Annotated in this window: 15 protein-coding genes and 1 pseudogene; 8 read left to right on the forward strand and 8 right to left on the reverse strand. The window is 36.7% G+C overall.

Annotation, left to right across the window (positions count from 1 at the left end; genetic code table 11):
• Nucleotide 1 precedes the first annotated feature (1 nt).
• Nucleotides 2-685 (reverse strand): DUF4145 domain-containing protein, encoded by a 684-nt coding sequence (locus tag CL42_RS11760; RefSeq protein WP_035268664.1) that lies wholly within the window; start codon nt 683-685, stop codon nt 2-4.
• 263 nt (nt 686-948) lie between these two features.
• Here CL42_RS11760 and CL42_RS11765 point away from each other — a divergent pair, with 263 nt between their 5' ends.
• Nucleotides 949-1,185, forward strand: coding sequence for a VF530 family DNA-binding protein (locus CL42_RS11765; protein WP_035268632.1), 237 nt, complete (start codon nt 949-951; stop codon nt 1,183-1,185).
• Between the two features lie 207 nt (nt 1,186-1,392).
• Nucleotides 1,393-2,091 (forward strand): DUF1826 domain-containing protein, encoded by a 699-nt coding sequence (locus CL42_RS11770; RefSeq protein WP_051586603.1) that lies wholly within the window; start codon nt 1,393-1,395, stop codon nt 2,089-2,091.
• Nucleotides 2,092-2,108: 17 nt separating this feature from the next.
• Here the strand turns inward: CL42_RS11770 and zigA are convergent.
• A pseudogene (gene zigA, locus CL42_RS11775) lies at nt 2,109-3,300 on the reverse strand (zinc metallochaperone GTPase ZigA).
• 246 nt (nt 3,301-3,546) lie between these two features.
• On the opposite strand from zigA, the gene CL42_RS11780 reads away from it, so the two are divergent.
• On the forward strand, nt 3,547-4,692 hold the full coding sequence (locus CL42_RS11780) for an RICIN domain-containing protein (RefSeq protein WP_035268636.1): 1,146 nt from the start codon (nt 3,547-3,549) through the stop codon (nt 4,690-4,692).
• An 851-nt stretch (nt 4,693-5,543) separates the two neighbouring features.
• On the opposite strand, the gene CL42_RS11785 is transcribed toward CL42_RS11780, so the two are convergent.
• Genes CL42_RS11785 through betI form a run of 4 tightly spaced genes read right to left on the reverse strand, consistent with a single transcriptional unit; the run spans nt 5,544 to nt 10,106 of the window.
• Nucleotides 5,544-6,323: a TorF family putative porin gene (locus CL42_RS11785; protein ID WP_035268669.1), complete on the reverse strand. Its 780-nt coding sequence runs from the start codon at nt 6,321-6,323 to the stop codon at nt 5,544-5,546.
• A 14-nt stretch (nt 6,324-6,337) separates the two neighbouring features.
• Nucleotides 6,338-8,005: a choline dehydrogenase gene (gene betA, locus CL42_RS11790; RefSeq protein WP_035268639.1), complete on the reverse strand. Its 1,668-nt coding sequence runs from the start codon at nt 8,003-8,005 to the stop codon at nt 6,338-6,340.
• Nucleotides 8,006-8,015: 10 nt separating this feature from the next.
• A complete protein-coding gene (gene betB / locus CL42_RS11795) occupies nt 8,016-9,491 on the reverse strand; it encodes a betaine-aldehyde dehydrogenase (protein WP_035268643.1) in 1,476 nt (491 codons plus the stop codon).
• Between the two features lie 33 nt (nt 9,492-9,524).
• On the reverse strand, nt 9,525-10,106 hold the full coding sequence (gene betI, locus CL42_RS11800) for a transcriptional regulator BetI (RefSeq protein ID WP_035268653.1): 582 nt from the start codon (nt 10,104-10,106) through the stop codon (nt 9,525-9,527).
• A gap of 248 nt (nt 10,107-10,354) precedes the next feature.
• On the opposite strand from betI, the gene CL42_RS11805 reads away from it, so the two are divergent.
• A complete protein-coding gene (locus CL42_RS11805) occupies nt 10,355-12,391 on the forward strand; it encodes a choline transporter (protein WP_035268654.1) in 2,037 nt (678 codons plus the stop codon).
• Nucleotides 12,392-12,425: 34 nt separating this feature from the next.
• Nucleotides 12,426-13,034 carry a MarC family protein gene (locus CL42_RS11810; protein WP_035268656.1) on the forward strand — a complete coding sequence of 203 codons (609 nt, stop codon included), beginning with the start codon at nt 12,426-12,428 and terminating at the stop codon, nt 13,032-13,034.
• A gap of 68 nt (nt 13,035-13,102) precedes the next feature.
• Here the strand turns inward: CL42_RS11810 and CL42_RS11815 are convergent, their stop codons facing one another.
• Nucleotides 13,103-13,717 carry an OmpW/AlkL family protein gene (locus CL42_RS11815; RefSeq protein ID WP_035268671.1) on the reverse strand — a complete coding sequence of 205 codons (615 nt, stop codon included), beginning with the start codon at nt 13,715-13,717 and terminating at the stop codon, nt 13,103-13,105.
• A gap of 309 nt (nt 13,718-14,026) precedes the next feature.
• On the opposite strand from CL42_RS11815, the gene CL42_RS11820 reads away from it, so the two are divergent.
• Genes CL42_RS11820 through CL42_RS11830 form a run of 3 tightly spaced genes read left to right on the forward strand, consistent with a single transcriptional unit; the run spans nt 14,027 to nt 17,143 of the window.
• Entirely contained in the window at nt 14,027-16,492 is a 2,466-nt protein-coding gene (locus tag CL42_RS11820; RefSeq protein ID WP_035268658.1) for a heavy metal translocating P-type ATPase, read from the forward strand.
• A gap of 23 nt (nt 16,493-16,515) precedes the next feature.
• Nucleotides 16,516-16,911, forward strand: coding sequence for a Cu(I)-responsive transcriptional regulator (gene cueR / locus CL42_RS11825; RefSeq protein ID WP_035268660.1), 396 nt, complete (start codon nt 16,516-16,518; stop codon nt 16,909-16,911).
• A gap of 34 nt (nt 16,912-16,945) precedes the next feature.
• Nucleotides 16,946-17,143 (forward strand): heavy-metal-associated domain-containing protein, encoded by a 198-nt coding sequence (locus CL42_RS11830; protein WP_035268662.1) that lies wholly within the window; start codon nt 16,946-16,948, stop codon nt 17,141-17,143.
• A gap of 77 nt (nt 17,144-17,220) precedes the next feature.
• Here the strand turns inward: CL42_RS11830 and CL42_RS11835 are convergent, their stop codons facing one another.
• Complete coding sequence (locus CL42_RS11835; RefSeq protein WP_035268663.1) at nt 17,221-19,950, reverse strand: BapA/Bap/LapF family large adhesin; 2,730 nt, start codon at nt 19,948-19,950, stop codon at nt 17,221-17,223.
• Nucleotides 19,951-20,048: the final 98 nt, after the last annotated feature.

The following is a 20,048-nucleotide window of genomic DNA, read 5'->3' on the forward strand; positions in this document are numbered from 1 at the left end:
TCTAAGCAAATTCCAGTAAAAACCGCTCGATATCACGAATCATATCTTTTACATCCTCAATCGTAAATTGATTAGTGTTTCCATGAGCTGCATTATTTCGAATATCAGCTAAAGCAGTAATTTTCTTTTGTTGTAGAATGTTATAAATACCAGCGTTTTTTAATGCAGCATTTAAAACATCAAGTTTTTTAGGCTTAGTCGAACCTGGAGGGTAAACATCTATGCCATTATTCTTACAAATTTCTTTAATTGATGACTCTAGCACTACTCCTGCAGTCACAGCAGCTGCAACTGGATAACCAGATTCTAAAAAATGTTTAGCTTGTTCTAGCTCATTATCAAAAACATCAGCTTGTATGAGTTGTTTAAAAGAGATTAAACAACCACTATTTATGTCATCTAGAGTTGCCCTTAAGATACTTATAAGACGTCTTAAAACAAGTGGATCTGTTTCCATACTATGAGTTTTCTTTCCAGCTGAATCAAAAAGTTCAAAGTGAATTGCTTTTTTATTATCAGAAATTAATTTAAGTAATGATTTGGAACTAAAAATCCATTGAACATATAAATCCTTTGATTCTTGTGAAAAGCTCATATAACCATTTGTATTTTGATAAGATTGAGCTGATATCTGTTCGCCTTGGCTAATTAGATGTTCTAATCTAGTTTGAAATTTTTGGGACATATTTTTCTCAAGTGCTAAGTCATTATAAAGTCGCATAACTTCATTTTATTTTAAATACAATATCTTAAAGAGCACACCAATACTACCTATCGTCTTGTTACATGACATAAAACAACTAATGATTAGAATTCAATTTGAAAAATTAAAAAAACTAAAACACAATCTGTAATTTTGAATGATTAATTGCGCATAGAAAGCAATGCTCTCAATTTTTAACTAGCTCAGGTTATAATGCTCATCTTACACAATTCAGTTGATCTACTATGAACACTTCCAATGACCCTTTACATGGCAAAAAACTTGCTGACATTTTAGATGAGTTATTGGATTACTACGGAGGCTTTGAAGGATTAAGTCGTAAAATTGAAATTCGTTGTTTTTGCATCGACCCAAGTGTTAAATCATCTTTACGATTCCTACGGACTACTCCATGGGCACGTGAAAAAGTAGAAAGCTTATATTTGTATGTTCTCCGTCAAAAAGCTAAACAGAAATTGTAGCCAACAAAAAAACTCACGCTATGTTTAATCTTTTAGACCCAATCGTAGAATAGCCTTAATGAGTATCTATCGTTTTGTTGACAGCGTGTAGTTATGGGTGGAAGCCCCACTCTCCTACTACATAGGACAACGATCAATCATCTAAATCCAGTCTTATCAAGTCTAGAGCTAAAAGCTATAATATGTTTTTAAAAAGTTTTAGATCATATGCTCGAACTCATTCACTCATATCCTCAAGCCAAATTGGTGAATACTTTCCAAGCATTAGCGAATGAAGTTTTTGAAGACCATGTCAATGCTTTATGTTGGTATAGGCATTTAGATTACAATTTCAAAGAAATCGTTGAAAAACTTACACTCATAGAAGATATTACTGAAATTTCCATCGCACAATTAGAGCAACTCAAACTTTCAGACTCTGCAAGCAAAGCGAGAGACGTTATTATTAATGATATAATGTTGCTCACCGAATTGGGTGCATCGCCGTCTTTAAACTTAATCAAAGAATATCAGCGTGATGAAGAATTGGATTTTATCAGCACTGATGTATATTCTTTTCATGTAGATCGATCGCCATTAGCAACGGATACATATCTATGTACCTATTACGAGGCGGCTAGCGATATTATTTCCAATGATGAGGTTGAACAAAAAATTCATATTCCAGAAATCCGTCAAAAAATTAAATCCTTGTTTGATGGCGAAGACCATGAGTTTGAGGATTTTCTTGAAGAGACCTATATGGATCTTCACTATCAACCTAAAAATGGTGCAACACCTTTAAATTTAGGAATTGGTCATCTCTGGCGTTTGGCTGTAGATCATCCTGATCAGAAAGTACTTCCTTGTGTTCACCGTGCTCCAAAAGAAAATGCAGGAGAACTCAGATTACTCTTAATTTGTTAAGGAATTCCTTGCTCAATTTAGGCGAGTAATTCTTTTTCAGCTTCAAATGGATTAAAGAAATTACACCAAACGATTGGTCCTAAACTCATCTCCGAATCAGTAAGTAAACATTGATCAAAATTTTGGATTAATTGCTCTTTATCCATCTCTTGTCCAATTAAAACAATTTCCTGTCTGGCATCACCCGTTTCTGGATGCCAACTCGATTCAATTTCCTGAATAAATTGCGTATCTTGTGGCCATTCCTCTTGTGGTACCGAAGCCCACCAATATCCTGCTTGACCATGCCATAGCCATTGTTGGTTCCGCAGCAAGCCAAAAAAATCCTTTTGAGCGTATAACACCTTTCCATTCTGAATGAATAAAATTGTAAAAACGTTGTGGGTGAAAGGGTCTTCTTGCTCTATATACGAAACTTTCGATTCCATATTCTTCAGTTTCAGGCTTATGCTCTCCTCTCAACCCTTTTAACCAACCAGGTGCTTGTGAGGCTTCATCAAAATTAAAAAGCTGTGTGTTGAGTATTTTATCGAGTTCAACCTGACCAAATGTAGATGACTCAATTTTTGCTCTAGGGTTAAGCTTTTTGAGAATCGCATAAAGCTGGGACTTCTGATGCTCATCGATTAAATCAGTTTTGTTTAGAATAATAACATCACAAAATTCGATTTGATCTATCAGTAAATCCACAACAGTACGTTGGTCAAATTCTCCAAGTGATTCGCCACGATCATGAAGAAGATCATATGAACGATAATCACGTAAAAAATTGAATGCATCGACTACGGTCACCATGGTATCTAAACGAGCGTACTCATTTAGAGATACGCCGTCTTCATCTTCAAACGTAAATGTTTCGGCTACAGGTAGAGGCTCTGATATTCCGGTAGATTCAATGACGAGTTGATCAAATTTTTTCTCTTCCGCTAATCGTCTTACTTCTACTAATAAATCTTCTCTCAAAGTACAGCAAATACATCCATTACTCATTTCAACGAGTTTTTCTTCCGTTCGTGATAATTCCGCCCCACCTTCTCTGACTAAAGCAGCATCAATATTGACTTCTGACATATCGTTCACAATTACTGCGACACGTTTTCCTTCTCTATTATTTAAAATATGATTTAAAAGTGTGGTTTTTCCTGCACCAAGAAATCCAGATAGCACAGTGACAGGTAATTTATACGGTTGTGAAGAATCAATATTCATGGTGAGTTACTCGTTTTCATGTTCAACCACATCATTTGATCGCTTATTGCAATCAATGAATGATCTTGATTTTTGATGTAACTAAATCATAATCGTTATGTTATAACATTTAAATATGTTTAATGTTTAGTTAAACTTAAATAAAATTTATTTATAGTGATTTTAAATTGTATTCATCACTGTAGAATCATAAGTAAAACTAAAGAATCTATGTCTTAATTTTTATAATCATATGAGCATATAACAATGAATTTAATCAATCTTATTATTCGTACCACTTTAAGTACTTCTCTGTTACTTGGAGTTTCGAATACGTATGCCGTGGTTGCAGGCGGAATGGTTTCTACTGACTACCATTGGAACAATATTCCTGCTAACGGCTTTGCAATACTTGAAAATCAAATCATCATTACCAATGAGCCAGGAAATGATGGTAATACATTTTGGGCCAATCAATTTTCTATCAAGCATGGAGATGGTGGCTATGTTGGATTGCAACAACGAAGCAATGATCAGAAATATTTAAATTTCTCAATCTGGAAAGCGACATCTTGGAAAACAGGATACCCTGCGTATTGCAGACAATTCGATCACGAAGGTGATGGCGTTCAATGTGACTTACCTTATGAATGGAAGGAAGGAACGAAATATAATTTTAAGATAGTGAAAAATAATGACAGTACAGTCTCAACCTTTGTTAAAGACATGAGTACTGGTAAACAACTTGAAATTGCAAAAATCAATGTGCCACAATCTTGGGGTGGTTTTGACAGCCTAACTACATTTACCGAAAATTTCAGACAACACAAACAAGCCAATGGCATTTATGGCTATAACAGCTGTGCTGATGTTCATACATCTGTTTCTGCGACCTATCCTGCAATAGCAAATTCTTCAATCAAGTCTAAATCACAAAAGACTAAAACTTATGGAAACTGTGTACAAGTGGCATCAGCGCATTGCACGGATGATTCTGCTTGTATTTCTACTGTGAATAATGCCAATTACACCCAGCAAAAACCGTTCATTTTGAAAAATGGTGCACGAGGTTTTTGTGCAGATAGCTTGAATGGTGGTCAACAAATGGGATTGTATTCATGTGATCCCAACAACGGTAATCAACGTCTGAGTACGGATCACACCCATCGCTTATATTTAACTCATCGGGATGCGTGTTTGATGGGCGATGATAAAGATAATTTTGTTAAAGTTGCGCCGTGCAATAATGATAGTAGTCAACGATGGATGTATAGCCCCCATACAAGCCAATATATCAACTTAAAAACAGGTCTATGCCTTGATGCCGCTGATGGTGCAAATAGTATGGCACGCCTACAAATGATTGGATGTCAAAGCAATAATTCATATCAAACGTGGAAAATTACACGTTAACTTATTAAATTCAGAGCTTTAGCATTTAAAGCTCTGAATTTTTAATGCTGAAATTTTAATTTTTTTGCTTTCTTTGAGTGACTCGTACTAATTTTAGTACAATTTGATATCTAAATTAGAGATTTTACTCATAGATAAGCCACTTTACTTAGGTTAAAAGCATTCTTAATACTGGCTCAAAAAGCGAAATAAGTTCAATGATTTTAGGGAGATATTTGTATAAGGTATATTTTTAATATTGATGACAGCAATAAAATAAAAACAATTAAAACTATTCTTCATAAATCTTTGCTATTTTTCCGATAGCGCCGTTAAGGATGAGAAAAAAATTCTTCAAAATATTAAAACTTAATAAATGAGATTAGATTTTTTGTTTATCACTGAAGATGACAATCAAAAGCCCTTGTTAATATTGGATAGAATAAAACTCTAACCTTATGGTTAAAATGAACATTCATAGTTCTATTTTTCAATGCATTGCCCTTCACTAGTTATAACTTATGAGTATCTAGTTGATTTATGAATTTGGCTGAAATGATTGAGTACTTGAGTATAGTCATCTATGTAACCTCAAAAAACCTTAGTGAACTTTTTTCACAACAACTATTTCTAAATAGATTCTTGAAAAATTTTGCGTAAAATTTTACTCTCCTCGTGACATTCATGACCTTATTTTGGTCAATCCTCACTTCTATTACTCATTAAATAAATACTAAGTTGATAAGTTTTTTTAATAATCTTTTATGTGTCGAGATTTTATTTATTGATGAGTCTAATTTAAAAATTACACTTTTGCTTAGGCTATTTTGGTATTCAAAATTTAAGCCTAAGCATTTGAAGATTTTCTTAAATTAGAAACTATAGGTGAAAGCCACTACACCTAAATTTTTCTGTTTTTCGTTATAGCGGTTCTTACCACCAAAAATATATTGTCCACTCAATCCGAGTTCTGGTGTCAAGGCATAATCTAGCCCGATAGATGAGAAGCGATAAGCAAATTCTCGTTTTGTATCACCGAGCTCTAGACCTTCATATTTCCCATTATCATTAAAATAGCTCGCTGCAGCACTTGCTGTAGCAGATAATTTATCATTGAGTTGGTGGGTATATATTACGTTTAGATAAGTATCCCCTTGGTTTGCATACACGACATCATATGTATATGCAGATAAACTGGTTGATAAAGAGTTTTTATCATTGAATTGGTGTGTGGCAGTTACCCCCATTTCATTGGAAGTTGTATTTGACGCGTTCGGATAGAAATAAGTGGCATTCCAAATATTCCAATTTGTCCTACCAGTATCAAAACTGTAGCCGACAATAAAGTCGTGCTCCAATTTATCAGTTTTACGGCGCTTATCACCTTGAAGTTCAGCATAAGAGTAGCCTAGTGTAGAACCCCAATACCCGACATAGAAGTTGTTATAACTGAGGTTTAGACCTGTTTGAATTGCGAGGTCATCATTTTCTGGTGCATTTGTTAAACCACGTGAAATGTATTTGGAGGTTAATGTGACATATCCATCAAATTGAATTGGTGAATTTGTTTCTTGATTCGTAGAATTTGCATAACTGGGTAAAATAATAAAGCTAGCAGTGCTCAACAGCACTGCTTGAGTCGTTTTAATCATCATAAAATTTATAATTAAGAAAATGAGGGTGAAGTTTCTGCACGATAAAATGGTGCATCTGAAGGGGTTAAAGCAGGTCGATTACGAATGTGATCTGTAATCTTCTCGGCCATCATGATCGTCGTTGCATTGAGATTACCAGTAATAATCAGCGGCATGATAGAAGCATCGACCACTCGCAACCCATCTATTTCATGGACACGACCGTAACCATCTACAACAGCTAAATCATCTTCACCCATTTTACAGCTACACGAAGGATGATACGCTGTTTCTGCATGATTTTTTACAAATTCATCAATTTGCTGATCTGTTTTTAATGCTGAACCTGGACTAATTTCTCTACCTCGATACTGATCTAATGCAGGCTGATGCATAATTTCTCGTGTAATTCTCACTGCATCACGGAATTCGCGCCAATCTTGTTCAGTGCTCATGTAGTTAAATAAAATGCTCGGATGATCAAAAGGATTTTTCGAGGTTAAGCGAATTCTTCCTCTTGACGGCGATCGCATAGATCCAACATGTGCTTGAAAACCATGTTCATTGATTGCATTGGTACCATTGTAGTTAATTGCAATTGGTAAAAAGTGATACTGGAGATTCGGCCACTCAAACTCATCACTAGAGCGAATGAATCCACCTGCTTCAAACTGATTGCTTGCACCAATTCCTTTACCCAAAAACAGCCATTCAGCGCCAATTTTAGGTTGGTTATACCATTTTAATGCAGGGTAAAGACTGACGGGCTTCTTACATTGGTATTGAAGATACATTTCTAAATGATCTTGCAGATTTTCACCCACTCCCGGTAAATCTTGCACAACCTTTACATCCAGTGACTCTAATAATGACTTAGCTCCTACCCCAGAGCGCTGTAAAATTTGAGGCGATGCAATAGCACCTGCGCACAGCAATACTTCTCGCTCAGCATAGACCTTGTGTAAATTAGTTACATCTTGACCAAGAATGTATTCAACACCGATAGCTTGTTTTTTTTCAAATAAGATTCGATTGGTTGTGGCATGCGTAATAATCGTTAAATTCTGACGACCTTTAGCCATATCTAAATAGCCACGAGCGGTACTGGAACGTCTGCCTTGAGGTGTCACCGTACGATCCATTGGACCAAAGCCTTCTTGTTGGTATCCATTTAAATCATCCGTACGTGGATATCCAGCTTGCACACCCGCTTCAACCATTGCATGAAATAACTCATTATTGTCTGACTTTGGCGTAGCAACACTAACTGGGCCTTGATCACCGTGATATTCATTTGCACCAATATCTCTAGACTCTGCTTTTTTATAGTAAGGTAAACATTCAGCATAGCGCCAATGACTGAGTCCTTTCATTTGAGACCATTGCTCTAAATCCATGGCATTCCCACGGATATAACACATACCGTTAATTAATGATGAACCACCTAAACCTTTACCACGCCCACATTCCATACGGCGGTTATTCATATGTGGTTCTGGATCGGTCAAATATGCCCAATTATAACGTCGACCTTGTAAAGGATAAGCCAAAGCAGCAGGCATTTGAGTTCTAAAATCTAAACGGTAGTCAGGGCCACCCGCTTCAAGGAGCAGAACTTTAATATCTGGATCTTCAGTGAGTCTCGCTGCAAGTACATTCCCAGCAGAACCTGCACCTATGATAATGTAATCATATGTCATAGTGTTCTCCTTAGGCTTTAAATACAGATTGAAATGGACTTAATTCCACTTGTACCGATTTGATTTGCGTGTAGTGTTGTAAAGTCGTTAAACCATTCTCTCTTCCTACACCAGAATGCTTATAGCCACCGACTGGCATTTCAGCTGGCGATTCACCCCACGTATTGATCCAACATATACCTGCTTCAATTTGGTGGATGATTCGATGTGCTTTGACAATATCAGGGGTAACCACGCCAGCAGCCAATCCATAAGAAGTATTATTAGCGCGACGAATCACTTCTTCTTCTGATGTATATGTCAAAATACTCATCACAGGACCGAAGATTTCCTCTTGAACAATGGTCATCTCATCTCGACAATCACTGAAGATTGTAGGCAGTACAAAAGCACCATTTTTTAAATGATCACCTGTTGCTCTAGAACCACCACACACTAAACGTGCTCCCTCCCTTTTAGCAGAATCGATGAATGCCAAAATTTTATTCATATGTGCAAAGCTAGATACTGGTCCAAAATTTGTTTCTGGATCTAGCGGATTACCTAAGCGGATATAAGGAATACGTTCTAATAGCTTTTCTTCAAATTTTGGCTGTAATGATTCTGGAATAAATACTCGTGTCCCATTCGTACAAACCTGTCCAGAACTATAGAAATTTGCCATCATTGCAATATCTGCAGCTAAGTCTAAATCAGCATCTTCACAAATAATTAATGGTGACTTCCCACCCAACTCCATCGTGACTTCTTTAAGACTCGATTCAGCAGCTTGAGCCATCACTTTTTTTCCAGTGCTCACACCACCAGTAAATGAAATTTTCGCAATATCTACATGCTGGCTTAAATAGGCACCAATATCACCGCCCCCTGTTACAACATTGAATACCCCATCTGGCACTCCAGCTTCGGTATAAATTTCTGCCAATTTAAAGGCTGTTAAGGGGGTAATCTCGCTGGCTTTGAAAATCATTGCATTCCCCGCCGCCAAAGCAGGTGCTGACTTCCATAAGGCAATTTGAATTGGATAATTCCATGCTCCTATACCAGCTACAATTCCCAAAGGTTCACGGCGTGTATAGACAAATGAATCTGTTCTTAAAGGAATCTGTTGACCCTCGAGTACAGGTAAAATTCCAGCGTAGTATTCGAGTACATCAGCCCCTGTCACAATATCTACAGTCGATGTTTCACTATATGCTTTACCACTATCTAAGGACTCAATGGTGGCAAGTTCATCATTTCTTTCACGTAAAATAGCTACAGCTTTATTTAAAATTCTTGAACGCTGCATATAAGTCATTTCAGCCCAAACTTTCTGTCCTTGTTTGGCAGATAGAATGGCTTGATCCACATCCTGTTGAGAACATGCTTGAATGGTCGCGAGAACTTGCCCCGTGGCTGGATTAATCGAATCAAAAGTTTGACCTGATTGAGCATCGACGAATTGTCCATGAATATAAGGACGTTGTAATGGGAATTTATTCATACGATTAGCCTCAGATATAGTAAATATTAAAAATTATTGTGTAAGTTGCTGCTGGATAAAGGCATGGCAAAGACGGATAGAAAGATCAGTATCAATCTCACTTCTTGTTAATGCGCCCCTTAACCAGAACCCATCAATTAATGCAGCCAACCCTTGAGCTGCTTGCTCAGCTTTTAGGGGGCTTAAACGTTTTAAAAACTCATGTTTTAAATTTGAATGTAGCCGACAGTGATTCACTTGCTGTAATCGGTGTAGATCGGGTTGATGCAAACTAATAGCCCAAAACGCGAGCCATACTTTCATCGCGGCTTGATTGGTCTGAGGAGTTGCAAAATTCGCTTTAACAATCGCCATTAAACGATCTTCTGGAGAATGTCCAACCTCTGATTTTAGATCCCTTACACTTTCTCCAAGTTGCTGTAGTAAATAGCGCATGGTTGCCTCAATCAATCCATTCTTGCCACCAAAATAATGACTAATAATACCCGTGGAGACACCTGCTCTTTGCGCAATCTGTTGAATGGATGCATCAGCAAAACCGAGCTCATTTACAGTGGAGAGAGTAGCATCAATCAATTGTTGACGACGAATGGGTTGCATACCAACTTTTGGCATAAGATGACCTAAACCTACAGGAGATTATAATCAGCGTTTATCAATAAGAACGCTGTAACATTAGTAAACGTTTTTTTAATTGAACGTTCAATCAATAAAAATTATAGTGCTATTACTTCCATGATGTACAGCTCAGTTTGTTTTGTATTTGCAAAAGTTTGTAATTGTGGATCAAGCAAGCTTCTATCAGGATATAAATCGAACTGCGCTGTAGATCATTTCATTACTCATTGAATGGTCACTGATTTATGCATAACAAAAATGATCAAACGCAGGATAGTTTGAATAAGGTCGTGTTCTATGTATCAGCATCATTGATACTTTTGTTTTCGATCACCACAATTTTGTTTAATGAAGCTGCTAATAACGTCATTACACAAACCCTCGATTGGGTAAGCAGAACCTTTAGTTGGTATTACCTGTTGGCTGCGACACTCTATTTTGTCTTTATTGTATTTATCGCATGCTCTCGATACGGCGAAATTAAATTAGGACCTAAACACTCTAAGCCTGAATTTAGTTTATTGAGTTGGTCTGCAATGCTCTTTTCTGCGGGTATTGGTATTGATCTCATGTTCTTTTCCGTGGCTGAACCTTTATCGCATTACATGAACCCACCTGTAGGTGAAGGACAAACCTTTGAAGCAGCACGTCAGTCCATGGTATGGACCTTGTTTCATTATGGTTTAACTGGTTGGAGCATGTATGCATTGGTTGGTGTAGCCTTAGGTTACTTCAGCTATCGTTATAACCTTCCCCTTACGATCCGTTCAGCTCTCTACCCTATTTTTGGAAAAAAAATTAACGGTCCTATAGGTCACACTGTAGATACAGCTGCCGTCTTAGGTACGATTTTTGGTATCGCGACTACCTGTGGTATTGGTGTCGTACAACTCAATTATGGTCTTCATGTTCTCTTCGATCTACCTGAAAATTTGTGGATTCAAGCTGGTCTAATCGGGATCGCGGTGGTTATTACTGTCATCTCAGTAACGGCAGGTGTGAATAAAGGGATTCGAGTTCTTTCTGAAATCAATATCTATGTCTCGATTGGGTTACTCCTCTTTATTCTTTTGATTGGTAATACAGAATTCTTACTCGCAGGCTTAATCCAAAATTTAGGTGATTACCTCAGTCAATTCCCAAAATTGAGTTTAATGAGTTTTCCATTCGAACAACCTAAAGAATGGATGAACAGTTGGACGCTTTTCTTTTGGGCTTGGTGGATTGCATGGTCGCCATTTGTTGGTCTGTTTTTAGCACGTATTTCTCGTGGTCGTACCATTCGTGAATTTGTATTTGGTACGTTGATTATTCCGCTACTATTTACACTGACTTGGCTATCCATCTTTGGAAATAGTGCGCTTCACAATGTAATTTTTGATGGCAATGCGCAACTCGCAACTACCGTTTTAGAAAATCCAGCGCATGGTTTCTATGACCTACTTGCACAATATCCTGGTTTTACCTTCTTAGCAGGTATAGCAACAATTACAGGATTATTATTTTACGTTACTTCTGCAGACTCAGGCGCTCTTGTTTTGGGTAATTTCACGACAAAATTCACCAATATCGAGCATGACTCTCCAAGATGGCTTAGCGTATTTTGGGCTATAGCCATTGGTTTATTAACCTTAGCGATGCTGATGGCAAATGGTATTACTGCCTTACAGAACACAACCATCATCATGGGTCTGCCTTTTAGCTTTGTCATATTCTTTGTGATGGCGGGTTTGTACAAATCCTTGAGATTGGAAGATTTCAGACAAGCCAGTACTAGCTTAAATGCTGCGCCAGTCGTGGGCAATGTGGATATTCTCAATTGGAAAAAGCGACTCAGTCGCGTAATGCTGCACCCAAGCCATGAACAAACATTAAAAATGTTAGATGACGTGTGTAAACCTGCAATGGATGCCGTGGCACAGGAACTTTTATCCAAAGGTGTCAAAGTCGATGTGAATACTAAGCCTCTTGAAGATAATGCTGAGCTTTATCATTTGGACCTCATTATTCACTTGAATGAAGAAGAAAATTTCGTATATGAGATTTGGCCCGTTCGTTATGACACCCCTAACTTTAGTACCCGTGCTAAACGAACAAAGCGTTATTACTATCGGTTAGAAAGTTACTTGTTTGAAGGTTCACAAGGTAATGATTTGGTCGGTTACAACAAAGAACAAGTGATTAACGACATTTTGGACAAATATGAACGTCATATGATGTACCTTCATATTAACCGAATCAGTCCAGGTAAACGTCCACAATTTCCTGATCGTGACATTTAGTTAGTAGTAGCTCATCTAAACAAGGAAAATGACCATGTCAGAAAGTCTAAACGCCTTTGCTCTATTTTTTTCGTTGCTTAATCCCTTTTTAATGAGCATTTATATGCTTGGGATTATTCGAAATTCAGATGCAAAAGTTTTTAATATGGCCCTGATCCAAGGTAGTTTGATTAGCTTTGTGGTTTTTGTCATTTTTGCTAAAACAGGTGAAGCCTTTTTTAATGATGTACTTCATGCACGATTTGAATCTTTCCAAATTTTTGGTGGAATCATTTTCTTGGTGATTGGTTATCGTTATGTATTTGAAGGTGCTGATACGATTGGGGTCATGCGTGGAGCACCAAACCATTTGGCTGGTACGATCGCCATGCCTTTTATGATCGGTCCAGGAACAATCTCTGCATCTGTAATCACTGGCATTCAATTAAGTTTATGGCAGACGATCACAGTCATCTTTATGACCTTATTCTTAACCTGTAGTCTTTTGATATTAATGAAATATTTGCATGATAATTTACAGCATAAATATTCTAATTATATCGACTTATATGTAGATATCGTGGGTCGTGTTGCTGCATTGCTTATCGGTACGATTGCCATTGATATGATCGTGACTGGTGTTACTGGGATCATCAATGGCTAATTGAAGGTTGTTGTTGATATTTATAAAAAAGGAGTCTTATCAATGACTCCTTTTTTAAACCCTAATATTTAGAATCTATATCCGATATTTAAACTATACACCGTTGGATCTACATCCACACTTCCTACCTTTTCTCCATTTACTTTTACATCAGTTTTGATATCCGCATATCGGATATCAGTACCAACACTCCATTGAGGGTTCAATTGGTAATCTACGCCTATTTGACCAGCCCAACCAAAAGAATCTGAGAGATCGAACTTATCACCACTATATAATCGGTCATTAAAAAAATAGGTGTAATTTAAGCCCAGACCCACATAAGGTTGTAACTTTTCATTGGGTAAGAAGTGATATTGCACACTGAAAATTGGAGGTAAATGTTTTGTTTTTGCGACTTCATTACCAGCAACATTAATTTTATGCTCTGGTGGCAAACCGACTAATACATCAAATGCAATATTTGGTGTATAAAAATAAGAGATCGTGCCAGTGACTCCCCAAGCATCATCTATTGTGACGGGTGCTGTTTGATTAAAAATACTACCTGGAGAAGATGTGGGATCAATATTGCTAATCGCACCTCTTATCTTCCATTTATAATCTGCGCTGTGCGCATTAGAACTTAATGCCACGGTACTCAATAAAATCGCGAATAAACCAAAACTTAATTTATCATTCATATCATTACCCATTTTTTATAAATATCTGAAATTTTGAAGATTGTTAATCAATTAAATTGAATGCTTTAGATCATATCGATAATTCTTTTTGTTGGTTATTTTTTATTCTGATTTGTTTTGATGATTTTTTATTTAAGAAAATTTATTCAATTTAAATGGATTTTTGGAATATTGTTTTTAATTTAAGTGAGGAAAGAACATACGCCTAATTTGGATTCCAATCAGTAATGATGAAACAAGAAACAAATCTTATTGACCTTACCATAATGGGAAGGTTTAGAATGATCATGACCTTATTTCAATCAGCATATGGAGTTAAGTATGTCATCTACTTCAACTAAATCTATTCAAATCAAAATTGAAGGAATGACCTGTGCTGCTTGTGTAAGCCGAGTTGAAAACTCATTAAAAAAAGTCGAAGGTATTCAAGATGCCAGCGTAAACCTCGCCACTGAAATAGCACAAATTGAGTTAACAACAGATGTACAAGATCAACAAATCATTCAAGCCGTAAATAAAACAGGTTTTAACACTAAAAAATGGGCAACAATAAAATTAAAAATTTTAGGCATGACTTGTGCTGCATGTGTGAGCCGAGTTGAACGTTCTTTATTAAAAATACCAGGTGTATTAGCAGCACAAGTAAGTTTGGCAACTGAGATAGCAAGCATTGATCTACTTTATCAAGTTCCTGTTGATCAAGTTATTGAGCGTATTGAAAGATCAGGGTTTGAAGCTGTACTTGAACAGCAAACGATCACAGCACTTCCAAATCGCGAACTTGAATCAAAAAAAATTCTCAAGCATTTTATTATCGCACTTGTACTCAGTTTACCTATATTTATCATTGAAATGGGCTCGCACCTCTTGCCTTCATTTCATCATTTTATAGGTACTTACATCAGTCAGAATCAGAGTTGGTTATTCCAATTTATTCTTGCGACTTTAGTTATTTTTATACCTGGACGGCATTTTTTCACACAAGGTATCAAGTCACTGATAAATTTACATCCTGACATGAATTCTTTGGTGAGTTTAGGATCAGGAGCTGCCTATTTATATTCTATTGTTGCTACGTTCTTTCCAAGTTTATTGCCACAACAGTCAGTACATGTCTATTACGAGCCTGCAACACTCATTATTACATTTATTTTGTTAGGCAAATATCTAGAAGCACGAGCTAAAGGTCGAACTTCTGCAGCGATTCAACATCTGATTGGCTTACAACCTAAAACAGCGCGAGTTAGAGTATCTGACCTCCAGACTAAAGATATATCGATTGATAAAATTACAATCGGTATGCAGGTTGAAGTTCGGCCTGGTGAAAAAATTCCTGTAGATGGCGTGGTTATTTCAGGTGAAGGCTTTGTAGATGAGTCAATGATCAGTGGAGAATCTTTTCCAATCCACAAATTGATGGGTTCAGAAGTTGTTGGTGGAACCCTCAATCAAAATGGATTTCTTGTCATTAAAACCAAACATTCTTCTGAAAGTAGCATTTTATCTTCAATTATTCAGTTGGTTGAAAATGCTCAGACACAAAAGCTCCCCATACAATCTTTAGTCGATAAAGTCACCTTATGGTTTGTTCCAGTTATCCTCTTGATTTCGATGATTACTTTCATCGCGTGGCTAGTGATTGGACCTGAACCTAATCTCAGCTATGCGTTGATTAATGCCGTTTCTGTTTTGATTATTGCATGCCCTTGTGCGATGGGACTTGCAACCCCGATGTCGATAATGGTTGCGACGGGACGTGCTGCTGAACACGGAATTTTATTTAAAAATGCGACTTCACTTCAAAAACTTCGAGAAATTTCAACATTTGCATTTGATAAAACTGGAACATTAACAATAGGGCAACCTGCGATTAGTCATATCGAGATTTTCGCACCATTTACACATCAACAGGTTCTACAAACTGTTGCATCCGTTGAATATCATTCCGAGCACCCAATTGCTAAAGCGATTGTTCAATATGCATCCGATCATCATGTAAAGATGATCGAAATTTCAGAATTTAAGAGTATTTCAGGATTCGGCATTCAAGCACAATTGGATGATCAGGATATTAAAATTGGATCTGTAGAATTTATTACTCGAGAAAACGCTAAGATCTCTCATGCACTCTCCCACCATCAAAGATTACTAGATGAAGCTCAAACACCCATCGCGGTCTCGATCGATGGTGAGCTTGCATCAATTATTTTAATCACGGATCAATTAAGACCTGAAACCTACGAGGTTATGACTCAACTTAAAAAGAACGACAAGCACATTGCTTTGATTACTGGCGATCATCAAAATGCAGCGCAATATGTGGCGAATCAACTTAATATCAATGCAGTTTATGCACAGGTCAAACCACATCAAAAGTTAAACATTGTTGAGACCCTTCAAACCCGATATGGAAATGTTGCTTTTGTTGGTGATGGGATTAATGATGCTCCAGCACTTGCGCAAGCTCAAGTCGGTATTGCGATAGGTTCAGGTACAGATGTCGCCATTGAAACGGCTGACCTTATTTTAATGTCATCAAATTTGAATAACTTATCTAAAGCCATCAAATTAAGCGAAATGACCATTAGAAATATTCATCAAAATCTGTTCTGGGCTTTTTTATACAATATTTGTCTGATTCCGATTGCTGCAGGCGTACTTTACCCCCTGACTGGTATCCTGCTCTCACCTGTTTTAGCCGCAATCGCAATGGCACTTTCTTCGGTATTTGTATTAGCGAATGCCTTAAGACTCAAAACTTTGAAATTAAATTAGCAGCTTAAAACAAAGGAAAGATCATGAATATTGGCGAATTAGCACGACGTTCAGGCTTAACTGCTAAAATGATTCGATATTACGAAAAAATCGATCTCATTTCTGTTCCGATCAGAAGCGCTAGCGGTTATCGTGTTTACACAGAGCAAGACCTTTCGACTTTAAGTTTTATTAAACATGCTAAAGATCTTGGTTTTTCGATCGATCAAATCAAAAGTTTAGTTGAGCTTTGGAAAAATCCTGACAGAAAAAGTGCTGATGTGAAAAAAATTACAGATCAACATATCCATTTTTTGACAGAACAAATTCATTCGATGCAATCAATGATTTTAAAATTAAAGGCTGCGAGTCAGATGTGCTCTAATGATTCGACTTCAAACTGCAGTATTCTGAATAAAATTGAACATATTCAATCGTGACAGTGATAGATGTTAACTAACGCAAGAGGTTATTATGAAATTATTTATTGAAAATATTAGTTGTTCGGGTTGTGCTAAAGGTGTCACTGCATCTGTATTGTCACTTGATCCTAATGCAAGCGTCAATGTAGATGTTGCCAACAAAATTGCAGATATTCGTACAACATATAGCTTTGAAAAAATCGCTGAAGTTTTGACTGAAGATGGTTTCCCTCCTGAATTAAAAGATTAAATTGCCATAAAAAAGGCGAAACATTATTTCGCCTTTTTTGATAAAACGCATACCGTAGTATGCGTATTTTTAAAGAATTAATAAATGATTTGACCGTTTTGAAGTAACTGCTCCAACGTCAGATCTGCATTTTGAGGACCAATATTCAACAATTGAGTAGCTTCAAATTGTGTACCTTCACCATCGCGATCGATTGAAATTACAGAATCTTTAACAGTGATATATTTACTTAAGATATCCGCAACTTGATCAGTCGAATCTGTTGAGAATGTAGTTGAAGTATTAGCATCAACAAATAGTTGAGATACATCAATTACATCGACACCTGCTTCGAAATCTGACCACGTATCAAAACCATTTCCACCCGTTGCATCGGCTTCATCAAGTAAGTTGAAGATTAATTTATCCGCGATATCACTTCCAGTGAATGCGTCATTAAATTTCGAACTTGTAAATGATTTGTTTACATCAAAGCTTAAAGTAGCTGTTGAAGTCGTTCCACCAACTGTCGAAACAGTATAGCTAAATTCTTCTTTACCAAATCCTTTTCCTGATGGTGTATACGTATAGCTACCATCATTATTGAAAACAAGAGTACCAAATTTACCTTCGACAGTTACACTAGGATTACCACTATAAGTCGACGTCGTTAATCCATTAATAGTATAAGAAATAATAGAATTTAAACCGTCATCATTATTAGAAACGTTTCCAATAACTGGTTCTAAAGCAACTGGAGTAAATTCATTCAAGTACGTTGTATTAAACGTGATTGTAGAGTCCTCGAAATAAGCAAGTCCAGGATTAACAAGATTAGCTTGTACAGTATATACACCAGCGGGAAGATCATTTAACTGTAATACTTTTCCAGTAACAGCATTTAACTCACCAGTCTTAACTACAGTGCCAGCTGCATTTTTCACTGTGTAACTAATACTGCGTGATGAAGTTAAAGATAGAGTACTTTCAAAAGAAATTGCAACTGTACTGACTGAGTTTTCAGCTATTGCAAATTTAGCATCGATAGTACGTTGAGCCAGACCAATATCTAAAATTGTATCATTTACAATAGTTTCTGATTTATTTTGGATTACAATTTCAGATTCTTCAAAATCATCTTGAGCAACAGCTAAATCAATTTTAATCGTTAACGTTTCGAGTGAACTATTTCCATTCTGATCTTTAATGACATAAGTAAATGTCTCGATTTCACCATATGGTAAGCTTGTGCCTTCACTAGGTTTATTTACGAAGTATTGGTAAGTTCCGTCCTTATTGAGAATTAATTTACCATACACACCTTGAAGTTCTGTTTCTTCAACAAGCTGAGTATTACCAGCAATAATGATTTCTGACCCATTAGCTAATTCAATCTGACCTGAAGTTTGACCGACAAAATCATTGTCTGTTTTAACAGTCGAATAATCATAAAGTGTGTCTTTATTAACATATAGACCAGATCCACCAAGTACACTAAGTCCTGTTGGAACAGTCACTGCATAATAGTCACCCTCTGTAAATTTAAGTGTAACTTCATCAGATTTACCACCTAAAATTACTGTGTACCAGTTATTTATGCTGTGAACTTGGACATATTCATTGGTATCAGCATTGAACTTATAAATAAATAAAGAGTATGAAGTTAAACTTACACCGCCGCCATCGCCTTGGAAAGTCATTTCACGAACATTATTTTCATTCACTGTGAAATTCATGAACGAAGATAAATCAACTGCACCAGCTTTAATAACTGGATCTAACAAACTTACATCTAACACTTTAACATTTGTTAATTTAGGCACTTCACCAGTGATATCTTTAATTTCAGGAAGTGGATTGATGATAACAGTGTCGTTGATTTCTGATTGTTTTACCTCAACAACTTTATTATCAATCGATATATTAAGCTTCGCAGAAGCTGTATTACCTAGTTCTGTTTTAACGTAATAGGTAAACTCATCTACTTGCCCGAATGGGCCTTTAAAGTCTTCATTAATCTCGTAACGATAGCTTCCGTCTTGATTAATAAATAACGTACCAAATTTACCTTCGATCGCGGTTTCAGAATTACTATTCAACGTAATTGCTGCATTAGAACCAGCCATAACTGACTCTACAATCGTACCAGTTGGCAGTACATCCTGACCATCAACAGCATCTGCATCTGTGATTACATTACCAGTTGCTTCGCCATCGACTGACACAACTTCATTATAATCCAGAATAATGTCATTCAATACCTTCAATGTATAACCACTTAATACTGTTACCCCAACAGAAGGTGTTAAGAATACAATATATTTACCTTCAGGAAGGCTCACGTTCAATTCTTCAGAAACACCAGCCAGTAAATAAGCTTTCAACCATTGTTTCTCAGTCATGTACTCTTTGTATTGACCAGTTTCTTCATCAAATTGATAAATTTTAAGATCGTACATCGAGACGATCGAAACACCACCTGATTGTGATTTCAATGTTAAGTTGCGAACTGTCCCATCAGCAACATCTACTGTTAATGAATTTTGAAGAACTTCTGTTAAAACATTAGCTTCGAGCACTGCACCCAAGCCAACACTTGCTACCGCAAATGCAGTTTTATCTTCAAGTTGTTGTTCTGCTGAAGGTAATTTAGTAGTCGGGTTAATCACTTCAGGAATGAAATTAACTGAGTTATCCGCTGGAAGTACTATTTCTTGAAGATCATCGACAATACCATTGTTATCTAAATCGTTCACTGCCGGTACTGCTGTATCCAGAGCATCTAAACGAGCATCTAGATCATCTTTATGCTGATGCAGGTAATGCATCAACCAAGCCTTGTGCTGTACCTTTCAACGCATTCAATTCTTCTTTGATCGCTTGTAATTCAGCTTGAGTTGTTGGGCTGATTACACCATTTTCAGCT

The organism is Acinetobacter sp. Ver3, assembly GCF_000632455.1.
Taxonomy (GTDB): Bacteria; Pseudomonadota; Gammaproteobacteria; order Pseudomonadales; family Moraxellaceae; genus Acinetobacter.

What these genes read in the sequence shown, in the direction of transcription:
- CL42_RS11760 (WP_035268664.1), bottom strand. Translation starts at nt 685, where the DNA reads ATGTCCCAAAAATTTCAAACTAGATTAGAACATCTAATTAGCCAAGGC.
- CL42_RS11765 (WP_035268632.1), top strand. Translation starts at nt 949, where the DNA reads ATGAACACTTCCAATGACCCTTTACATGGCAAAAAACTTGCTGACATT.
- CL42_RS11770 (WP_051586603.1), top strand. Translation starts at nt 1,393, where the DNA reads ATGCTCGAACTCATTCACTCATATCCTCAAGCCAAATTGGTGAATACT.
- CL42_RS11780 (WP_035268636.1), top strand. Translation starts at nt 3,547, where the DNA reads ATGAATTTAATCAATCTTATTATTCGTACCACTTTAAGTACTTCTCTG.
- CL42_RS11785 (WP_035268669.1), bottom strand. Translation starts at nt 6,323, where the DNA reads ATGATTAAAACGACTCAAGCAGTGCTGTTGAGCACTGCTAGCTTTATT.
- betA (WP_035268639.1), bottom strand. Translation starts at nt 8,005, where the DNA reads ATGACATATGATTACATTATCATAGGTGCAGGTTCTGCTGGGAATGTA.
- betB (WP_035268643.1), bottom strand. Translation starts at nt 9,491, where the DNA reads ATGAATAAATTCCCATTACAACGTCCTTATATTCATGGACAATTCGTC.
- betI (WP_035268653.1), bottom strand. Translation starts at nt 10,106, where the DNA reads ATGCCAAAAGTTGGTATGCAACCCATTCGTCGTCAACAATTGATTGAT.
- CL42_RS11805 (WP_035268654.1), top strand. Translation starts at nt 10,355, where the DNA reads ATGCATAACAAAAATGATCAAACGCAGGATAGTTTGAATAAGGTCGTG.
- CL42_RS11810 (WP_035268656.1), top strand. Translation starts at nt 12,426, where the DNA reads ATGTCAGAAAGTCTAAACGCCTTTGCTCTATTTTTTTCGTTGCTTAAT.
- CL42_RS11815 (WP_035268671.1), bottom strand. Translation starts at nt 13,717, where the DNA reads ATGAATGATAAATTAAGTTTTGGTTTATTCGCGATTTTATTGAGTACC.
- CL42_RS11820 (WP_035268658.1), top strand. Translation starts at nt 14,027, where the DNA reads ATGGAGTTAAGTATGTCATCTACTTCAACTAAATCTATTCAAATCAAA.
- cueR (WP_035268660.1), top strand. Translation starts at nt 16,516, where the DNA reads ATGAATATTGGCGAATTAGCACGACGTTCAGGCTTAACTGCTAAAATG.
- CL42_RS11830 (WP_035268662.1), top strand. Translation starts at nt 16,946, where the DNA reads ATGAAATTATTTATTGAAAATATTAGTTGTTCGGGTTGTGCTAAAGGT.
- CL42_RS11835 (WP_035268663.1), bottom strand. Translation starts at nt 19,950, where the DNA reads ATGCATTACCTGCATCAGCATAAAGATGATCTAGATGCTCGTTTAGAT.